The sequence below is a fragment of the Bradyrhizobium sp. Arg237L genome (assembly GCF_029990105.1).
GTDB lineage: Bacteria > Pseudomonadota > Alphaproteobacteria > Rhizobiales > Xanthobacteraceae > Bradyrhizobium.
Genome location: NZ_JAQMIL010000139.1, coordinates 1 through 9,283 on the forward strand (window position 1 = coordinate 1; position 9,283 = coordinate 9,283).

At 61.4% G+C, this 9,283-nt stretch carries 8 protein-coding genes; 5 read left to right on the forward strand and 3 right to left on the reverse strand.

All coding sequences use genetic code 11. From position 1 onward, the window contains the following. Nucleotides 1-302: 302 nt before the first annotated feature. On the forward strand, nucleotides 303-689 hold the full coding sequence (locus tag OZ411_RS42050; protein WP_282532668.1) for a hypothetical protein: 387 nt from the start codon (nucleotides 303-305) through the stop codon (nucleotides 687-689). Nucleotides 690-1,022: 333 nt separating this feature from the next. Here OZ411_RS42050 and OZ411_RS42055 read toward each other — a convergent pair whose 3' ends face one another. Continuing rightward, entirely contained in the window at nucleotides 1,023-1,694 is a 672-nt protein-coding gene (locus OZ411_RS42055) for a TetR/AcrR family transcriptional regulator (RefSeq protein ID WP_282532669.1), read from the reverse strand. Between the two features lie 200 nt (nucleotides 1,695-1,894). Here OZ411_RS42055 and OZ411_RS42060 point away from each other — a divergent pair, with 200 nt between their 5' ends. The 4 genes from OZ411_RS42060 to OZ411_RS42075 all read left to right on the forward strand — a co-directional run bounded on the left by OZ411_RS42060 (nucleotide 1,895) and on the right by OZ411_RS42075 (nucleotide 6,184). Next, entirely contained in the window at nucleotides 1,895-3,127 is a 1,233-nt protein-coding gene (locus OZ411_RS42060) for an acyl-CoA dehydrogenase family protein (RefSeq protein ID WP_282532670.1), read from the forward strand. A 49-nt stretch (nucleotides 3,128-3,176) separates the two neighbouring features. Continuing rightward, the gene (locus tag OZ411_RS42065; protein WP_282532671.1) at nucleotides 3,177-4,235 is read left to right on the forward strand and encodes a phosphotransferase family protein; all 1,059 of its coding nucleotides are present in this window, start codon (nucleotides 3,177-3,179) and stop codon (nucleotides 4,233-4,235) included. Nucleotides 4,236-4,317: 82 nt separating this feature from the next. Then, nucleotides 4,318-5,229: a DMT family transporter gene (locus tag OZ411_RS42070; protein WP_130581365.1), complete on the forward strand. Its 912-nt coding sequence runs from the start codon at nucleotides 4,318-4,320 to the stop codon at nucleotides 5,227-5,229. Between the two features lie 433 nt (nucleotides 5,230-5,662). Further along, the gene (locus OZ411_RS42075; protein ID WP_282532672.1) at nucleotides 5,663-6,184 is read left to right on the forward strand and encodes a Cache 3/Cache 2 fusion domain-containing protein; all 522 of its coding nucleotides are present in this window, start codon (nucleotides 5,663-5,665) and stop codon (nucleotides 6,182-6,184) included. Nucleotides 6,185-6,260: 76 nt separating this feature from the next. On the opposite strand, the gene OZ411_RS42080 is transcribed toward OZ411_RS42075, so the two are convergent. Together OZ411_RS42080 and OZ411_RS42085 are read right to left on the reverse strand one after the other, a co-directional pair. Next, a complete protein-coding gene (locus OZ411_RS42080; protein WP_282532673.1) occupies nucleotides 6,261-6,989 on the reverse strand; it encodes a protein-L-isoaspartate(D-aspartate) O-methyltransferase in 729 nt (242 codons plus the stop codon). 64 nt (nucleotides 6,990-7,053) lie between these two features. Beyond that, entirely contained in the window at nucleotides 7,054-8,562 is a 1,509-nt protein-coding gene (locus OZ411_RS42085) for an amidohydrolase family protein (RefSeq protein ID WP_282532674.1), read from the reverse strand. Nucleotides 8,563-9,283: the final 721 nt, after the last annotated feature.

Here is a 9,283-nt window from a genome sequence, read left to right on the forward strand (position 1 = left end):
GACCGGCTCCAAACCCGCAGGCCGCGTCTCCGAGCCAAAATCCGCCCGGCATTCGCCTGGGCCCTGTAATCGGGGCGGAAAAAATCTTGCCCAGTCTCGAAGCGCAACCCGGGATCTGTCGAGCATCGCGCGGGCTTTCCCCGGGTTACGCTTCGCTCCACCCGGGCTACGGCCGCTGGGGAGAGATGGGCGCCCGTCGATGGCCGTCAAACGGCATTGTGCCGCGAAATTGAAAGACAGATTTCGTCGATGGGTATCTAATAAGCTGCTTTGTATCTGTAATTGTGAGGGGAGAATGACCGATGCAGCTCGCTCGCTCCGCTTTACCTTTACTTGCGGCGCTTCTTGCAAGCCCAGCCATTGCGCAATCCTTTCCGCCAGGATCTGCGGTTTATAACTGGCATTATACTTGTCCCACCAACAATCCGGACGGTACGTGCCGGTTTTCGATTTTGGCGGCGAATTACGCAGGAAATAACGTAGCCGATGTTCAGGCCGTGCTGGCCTATCAGACGGTCGGAGCGCAGCAGATTCCGTTCTACCATTTTCGGATCACGTTCATGGGCAACAAGAAGCCGGATCTGGTGATGGTCCAGGCCAATGCGGCGGTTGCATTTGCAGTGTACGGCATGGCCCAGGCCACTGGCACGGGGCCGATTGCGTCTGAAACTGCCTCTGTGTTGAATTAGCGCGTGCTCCGATCAGAGCGAGAAGCGCCGCCGCAATGAAGCTGCGCTTCCTCGCCCGCTTGCGGGAGAGACGAGCATAGCTCGCTCTGAGAGGGCTGGGGTGAGGGCTCTCTCCGCGAAAAGAAAGAGGTTATCTTTGCGTGGAGAGAGCCCTCACCCGGCGCTGCGCCATAGCCGAAGCTCCGCTTCGGCGTTCTCTAAGGACGGCCGCCGAAGGCGGCCTATGCCTCTCCCGCAAGCGGGCGAGGTGACTCTCAAGGCCGCTTCGCGGCAACCGCAAGCGCGGGAGGTGAAGCCGATCCGCAGCCGATTCAGCCTGATCGGATCGCGCTCTTAGCGCGCGTCGCGCGCGAGCATGCGCGCCGGCGCCTTGCTCGCCGCGTCGCCCATCGTCAGCGCCATCGCTGCAACCGAGACCACGCGTTCGATGATCCCTTCGACGTCGTCGACGTCGCATTTGCCTTCCGACAGTTTCGTCAGCCGCTCGCTGTCGCGCACGGTCTGCTGCGCCATGGCGAGTGCGAAGTGCAGGCCCCAATAGAGTTCGACATCGCTGTGCCCGGGGAGCGACCGCCGCATCGCCGCGATGAATTTGCGCAAATGATCGATCTCGCGGTTCCGGATGCGGCGGATCGGCGGCACTGACTCAATCGAGACCCGTATCATGAAACGTGCCGCGGTCGAGCGTTGGTTCTCCGGACCCAGGCAGCCGCGCAAGGTCGGGCCGACGAGGGCGCGCAGTATCGCATCGACCGAGGCCCGCCCGTCGCCTGCTTCCTCGGCGGCCTGCAATAGCCTGAGCCGCTCGCGGTTGAGCTGGATGCTGCGGGTGACGAACAGTTCCGCGATCAATTCATCTTTCGAGCCGAAGTGATAGTTCACCGCGGCGAGGTTGACGTTTGCCTCCGCGACAATGTCGCGCAGCGTGACGTCGCCGAAGCCGCGGTCGGCATAGAGCCGCTCGGCGGCGGCGAGGATGGCGGTACGGGTCTGGTCGCTGGCCATTAGGATCACCCCCGTCGCGGGAGTTGCATTTCAAACATTTGTATGAAACTATCGTTTGAAGGCCGGAAAATGTCAATCCGCTGATATGCGCGATCGACGTTCCGGCACGCCACATTCATTGTCGTCCGTGCTCAGGCCTTGCGGCGTGCGGGCGGCGGGAAGACAGTGCGGCCCAAAGTCTAGGAAACGAGGAGCGTCCCATGGATTTCACGATGTCGGACAAGCAGAGGGAATGGCTGAACCGCGTGCAGTCGTTCATGACCACGCATGTTCGCCCGGCGGTGCCGATCTACAGGAAGCAGGACGAGGAGGGGCCGCGCTGGAAGGTGATCCCGATCCTCGAGGAGCTGAAGAAGAAGGCCAAGGCCGAGGGCCTCTGGAACATGTTCCTGCCGCCGTCCTCGCATGATGACGACGAATTTCACGGCGCGGGATTGACCAATCTCGAATACGCGCTGCTCTCGGAAGAGATGGGCCACATCACCTGGGCGTCCGAAGTCTTCAACTGCTCGGCGCCCGACACCGGCAACATGGAAGTCCTGTTCCGCTACGGCAGCAAGGAGCAGAAGCGGCAGTGGCTGCGGCCGCTGATGGACGGCGAGATCCGCTCCGCCTTCCTGATGACGGAGCCCGCGGTGGCTTCGTCGGATGCGACCAACATCGAGACCCGCATCGAGCGCGACGGCGATCACTATGTGATCAACGGCCGCAAGTGGTGGTCGTCGGGCGTCGGCGATCCCCGCTGCAAGATCGCGATCCTGATGGGCAAGACTGATCCTTCGGCCGCCAGGCATCAGCAGCAGTCGCAGATCCTGGTCCCGCTCGACACCCCCGGCATCAAGGTCGAGAAGATGCTGCCGGTGTTCGGCTTCGATGACGCGCCGCACGGCCATGCCCAGGTGCTGCTCGAGAACGTGCGCGTGCCGGCGTCGAACCTCCTGCTCGGCGAAGGCCGCGGTTTCGAGATCGCGCAGGGCCGCCTCGGCCCGGGTCGCATCCATCACTGCATGCGCACCATCGGCAAGGCCGAAGAGGCGCTGGAGAAGATGGTGAAACGGCTGATGTCGCGCACCGCCTTCGGCAAAAAGATCATCGAGCACTCGGTGTGGGAGCAGCGCATCGGCGAAGCCCGCACCAATATCGAGATGACGCGCCTGCTGTGCCTCAAGGCTGCCGACATGATGGACAAGGTCGGCAACAAGTCCGCGCAACTCGAGATCGCCATGATCAAGGTTGCGGCGCCGAATATGGCGCTGAAGATCATCGACGAGGCGATCCAGGCCTATGGCGGCGGCGGCGTGTCCGACGATGCAGGCTTGGCGAAGGATTATGCGGGCATCCGCACGCTGCGGTTGGCCGACGGTCCGGACGAGGTGCATAATCGCGCCATTGCCAGACTTGAACTTCGGAAGTATGCAAACACTACGCACTGATCGGGAACGCCCAGATGGCGCTCCCCAAGAAGAGTGAGGGAGCGTCATCGTGGCGGACGGCGTCAGGAAGGACGAAGAATTTTCCGGGACCCGGGAAGTCGAGGAACGGCATCGCATCGACGAGGCAAGCCTTGCCCGCTGGATGCAGGAGCACGTTGAAGGGTTTCAGGGACCGCTGAAGGTCCTGCAATTCAAGGGCGGCCAGTCCAACCCGACCTATAAGCTCGAGACGCCCGGTCGCGCTTACGTGATGCGGCGCAAGCCGTTCGGTAAGTTGTTGCCATCAGCGCACGCGGTCGATCGCGAGTTCCGCGTGATCGCCGCGCTCGGCAAGCAGGGCTTTCCGGTCGCGAGGGCCTACGCGCTCTGCACCGACGACTCCGTGATCGGCGCCACCTTCTACGTCATGTCCTTTGAAGAGGGCCGGGTGTTCTGGGATCCGACGCTGCCGAGTCAGACGCCGGAGGATCGGCGCAAGATTTTCACCAGCAAGATCGAGACGCTGGCGAAACTCCACGTCTTCAATCCCGAAGCGATCGGGCTCGGCGATTTCGGCAAGCCCGGGAATTATTTCGCGCGCCAGATCGATCGCTGGACCAAGCAGTACCGCGCGTCCGAGACGCAGCACATCGAAGAATTCGAGAAGGTGGCCGAGTGGCTGCCGAAGACGGTGCCGCAGCAGGAGCGGGTCTCGATCGTCCACGGCGACTACCGCCTCGACAACATGATCTTCCATCCGACCGAGCCGCGGGTGCTGGCGGTGCTGGATTGGGAATTGTCGACGCTCGGCGATCCCATGGCCGACTTCACCTATCTGTTGATGCAATGGACCATGTCGGGGCTTGCCGACGCCGATCTCAAGGCGCTGAACATTCCGAGCATGGAAGAGGCTGCGCAGATCTATTGCAACGTCACCAACATGGCGGTGCCGGATCTCAACTGGTACTTCGCCTATAATCTGTTCCGCCTCGCGGGCATCACGCAGGGTATCGCCGGCCGGATCCGCGACGGCACCGCCGCGAACGCGAAGGCGATCGAATCAGCCAAGCGCACGGTGCCGCTGTCCAAGGCATCCTGGGAATACGCGCAAAAGGCGGGCGCAACGTGAGAGAAGATAGTGTGGCGCGACCCCTTCGGATCGCGCCACGTTGTAGCCGAGCCTGCCCGTCCAATCCGACCCGGTAGCTGACTTGGCGCTTTCCCCGAACGTACGCGGAAGCCTGTTCATGGCGGTGGCCACGGCGGGCTTCACGGTCAACGATGCGATCACCAAGTTCGTGTCAGCGGAGATGAACTTCGGCCAGGTGATGCTGGTGCGGGGTGTGTTTGCCATTGGGCTGATCACGGCGCTGGCATTCCACCACGGCGCGATGCGGTCGTTTCGGACGCTCCTGGTCAAGCCGGTCGCGCTGCGGGTGACCGGCGAAGTCGGCGGAACGGTCTCCTACCTTGCGGCACTCTCGCATTTGCCGCTCGCGAATATCTCCGCGATCCTCCAGGCGCTGCCGCTGCTCGTCACGCTGGGCGCCGCGCTGGCATTCGGTGAGCCGGTCGGCTGGCGGCGCTGGCTTGCGATCATCGCCGGCTTTGTCGGCGTTCTCATCATCGTTCGCCCTGGCGCCGAAGGCTTCAACCAGTTCGCGCTGTTCGCCTTGATCTCGGTGGTCTTCTGCGCGTTGCGCGATCTCGCGACCAGACAGATCCCGGCGCAGATTCCGTCGCTGTTCGTCACGCTGCTGACAACAGTCACGGTGACGACGACTGGCGCCGTCATCCTCGTCCCGCTCGGCGGCTGGACCCCGCCATCCGCCGGTGCGCTCGGCTTGCTGGCGATGGCTGCGGTTCTTGTCCTGATCGGCTACCAGTGCGTCATCATGGCGCTGCGCACCGGCGATATCTCCGCCGTGGCGCCGTTCCGCTATCTTGCGCTGCTATGGGCCATGCTGCTCGGCTATCTCATCTTCGGCGACGTGCCCGACGCCATGATGATCACAGGTGCTGCGATTATCGTCCTGTCCGGACTCTACGCCTTCTACCGCGAGCATAAGCGCAAACGCCCGGTGGCCGCAGGCGCATCCGGCCTGCCGCCGGATGGGCTGTGATCGAGATTACGCGCCGTCAGGCGTAACTGCTAAAATCAGTCGCGTTCGAAGATATTGGTGCCAGGGTAGGCTAGCGCCCTCAGCTGAGGTCGTACTGTGGTCCGATTCCGCTTTTGCCAGGCCGTTGAGCGTCTCTTCACAGGCAGAATTGCTGTCCCAATTTTCGCGTCGTCGTGCAGCGATATTTTGTTTTATGCTCGGTGTATAATCCGCGCGCTGTAACTGGTTGACGAAAACCTATGCATTCGGCTGATCCACGCATGTTGGTCCTCAGCGTGCCAGACTAGATTCGAGACGCGCACCGGCACGACTTATCAGTGCGAGGTTATCGCGTGACGTTAAACCCAAACCGCTGCAGCCTGATCCTGCCCGTCGTCACCGAAATGTGGTGAGGACCCTGACGCATGCAGGCGTTTCCAGGGGAGGAAAGCTCATGAGCCTCAAGCAAATTGCAATCGGCATTTGGGCAATCGCCTGCCTCATCGGGGCCGTAATGTTTCTGCCAGACGTTGGCCAAGCACAGGATGCGAAGGTAAAGGCGGCGATGGACCTTTTGGAGTCGAAGGCGAATAAACTAGGTCCACCAAGGATCGAAGGGACCGACGCGGTCGCCGGCAAGGCGGCGCCTGCCATCTATTTTGGCTCAACCAAGATGAATAACAATTTCGAGCTGGTTGACGAGGTCGTAAAGCAGGCTCAGGGGACCGCCACGATCTTCGTGAAGAGTGGAGACGAATACGTTCGCGTCGCCACCAACGTGAAGAAGGATGATGGCTCGCGAGCGATTGGAACGATTCTGGATCCGAAAGGCAAAGCCATCGAGTCCATCAGGGCAGGTGACGCGTTCTATGGGGAGGTGGATATCCTCGGAAAACCTTACATCACAGGGTACAAGCCGATACGGGATTCTTCGAATAACGTGATCGGAATCTACTATGTGGGTTATTTGAAGTAGTCCGTCCCTTGACCCCGTCGACTGTGCGTTGCCGGAGTACCCAAAATGCGACTTAGAGGAGGGCGTTAGTCGGCTGCTAGTCAGGTGAACGCGTAAAGGGCACAAAGCGCACGAGACCGACGACGCGCGTTGTCGTCTCGCTGGGACCGATCTTTTCGACCACCGTGAGCTGCTGAGTGGTGTAAGCAGGCCCGACCGGCATCACCAGCCGGCCACCCACTCTAAGCTGCTCAATCAGAGGCTGCGGCACCTGCCCGAGCGCGGCGGTTACGACGATTGCGTCAAAAGGACTGCATTCCGGCCAGCCAGCATATCCGTCGCCGAGCCGAACGTTTACGTTGTCATAGGCGAGCTCTCTGAGTGTTTTGGCGGCGGCCTCGGCCAATTGCGGGATGATCTCGATGGTGCAGACGTTTCGCGCCAGACGCGCTAGGACAGCGGCCTGATAGCCCGAGCCCGTACCGATTTCGAGCACGACATCATCGGGCGCGACGTTGGCCAGTTGGGTCATCAACGCGACGATCAACGGCTGCGATATGGTCTGGCCGAAGCCGATCGGAACCGGCATGTCCGCGTATGCGATCGAGCAGGAGCGCTCAGGAATGAACAGGTGGCGCTGTGTTTGCCCCATGGCCTCAAGGACCCTCTCCGACGGCTTCTGCTGTCCAAAAACACCGTGGGACCGGGCGTAGCCGCGGATGGTTTCGACCATGGCAGCGCGTTCGCGGACGCATTCTGCGTCCTGCGCGCTCACTTCTCGCAGACCTGCAACGATGGAAATCATCACCAGCAGCAGGGTGTTCATGAGTCGCGCGGCCTTCCCAGCCGCTTCGCGATCAACCCTTTGAACGCAAGGCACCATTGGGCATTTAGCCAGCTCGAACGTAGCCGTAGCGCAGGTTCGAGGGCTCGATGGATGCCGACGCGTATTCATTCTTGAGCGCCGCGAGCCGATCCTCGGAAAACGCCGGCATCCCGGTGTTGTCAGCCGCTTTCATCTTAATCTTGTAGAGCCGGATTGCGTTGCCGGCGAAGATCAGCTGCTTGGTCGGGCTGTTGGCGTCACCGAGCGGCGCAAAGCCGTACTCCTTTTGCATGTCCTCGGGGATTTCCAGCCGGCGCAGCGCCTCAATCTGCCACTGCGGCGACCCGTACCAGACGGAGTCGGTGCCCCACATGACATGGTCGACGCCCATGCCCTTGATCAGCGTGCCGACCAGAGCGGCGCAGAATTTGGGATGCGCCACCGCAGAGTTGGCGAAAGACGTGCCGAGCTCGGCATAGACGTTAGTGACGCCGAACTTCTGCGGGATCTCCGCGAGGTCCGTTGCCCAGCGGATACGGCCGGTCTGCTCGAATTCGGCCCAGGCCTGGTCGGGCAGCTCAAGGAATGGCCGCAACGCCGAGTGGTAGATCACGAAGTTCATCTGCGGCCAATCCTTTGCAGCTTTTCCGATATCCCACGCGGTTGCGTATTCCCACACGCCGGCAAAGGACTTCTCGTAGTCGGGCGGCAGCAGACCCTTGTGGATGCACAGCGTGTTGATGCCGGCCTTCACCGCCTTCTCGTAGAATGGATACATCAGCGGCTCATCATCGAGCCGCCACGGGAATTTGGAGGGTGCCAGCGGGTCACCTATCGTATAGGACTTCCAAGAATCCGGCTTATAGACGGTGATCGCCTTGTCGACCTCCTCCATCCAGCCGGGCTGCTTCGGGGTGATCACGCTGTGCGCCAGCAGCCGCCGAGAGCCGGCGAAATCGTTGATCAACTCGCGGGCCTTGACGATCTGCTCGTTGGAGAGCAGCCACCAGCTCGGGTCGTCGAACGGGGCGCCGCTCAACAGCGCCAGGCTGGTATCGCTGTCGTAGTAAACCTCTTTCACGTAGTTCTCAAATTTGTACCGGCCTAGCGAGGAGACGCCTTCCTCCTTCATCTTCGGGTTCCAGTGCTCGCTCGCAAACTGGCCGAGCCCCAACAGCTCCTTGTGGTCGAACTCGTCGCGCACGAAATGGGTCTGGACGTCGAAGATGAACTGCCCGGCGAGGCTTTGCGCCCGGGCCAGCATTAACTCCGGCTCGCGGGCTTCAGCTGGCGCGACCTGGAAGACGTTGCCGTAGACGTCGTTCATCGCGAGAAATGCTGCAGCCATGCCGCAGCTCGTGCGCATGAATTGCCGGCGGTTCAGACCCAGGTGCCTGCCATTCGCCTCGGCCAGCTCATTAATCCTGGCCTCGACCTTCCTCTGGGTATTACTCTGCGGCGGCGGCAGATACTCGCCATTGGATACGATCTGGGTCGGAATTGGGGTAGCCGCCGATGCTGACTCGGCCCCGGCGACGAGGCGTTGTTCTCGCTCACTAAGCCAAGTGCTCATCCTATCCTCCCTCATCGGTGATCGAATGCGCCGGTCGTTGCCCCCCATGAAGGCTGCACGCCTGTCCCTGCTTGCGGGCGGTTAACAGGACCGACTCGGCATAGCCTCAGATCCCGCTCTAAGAATTGCACCGCAGCGCAGCGCATGGAGGCGAGTTATTCAATGCTTAAACAGGTCTTACCGCAAGCGACGTAATGCGGCAGACGCACTGTCCCAACACGCAAACCGCCGATCTGAATAGGAAGCGGGCCTGACTACGCCGGCACGACGCCGCTCGAACGGTGCGCGGCGAACGCATTCAAGCGCGGTCCTCCCGCTGACATTGGCACTGGTAGCTTGCGCCAGTGCCCGACGGGCAAATCAAAATCGCGATCTCGTTTCGCGTCGGTGCCGGGAGGCCCGAAGCGACCCGGAAATCTGACGGGCGTGGAAATTAATTTGTTGAATGATCTCAAGCTGATTTGGGACGTCCAGCCACCGGGTGAAAAATATCCCGCTTAAGGCGTCGGGCAAATCAGTGATTTAACTCCGCGCATCTCACCCAAATGAGGGGCGGGTCGCGATCGTCACGAACGTTGCGGTGAGATGCGGTGGACGTAAGCGTCACGACTGACGAGCGTGACGATCACGGACGGCGAAGTCGTGTGGTTCTGGCGCCCCGACGCTGGCGCTAAGTTCTGTTCGTTGAGCAGAGCGACGGTGGCAAGAAAGCCCGGTCACC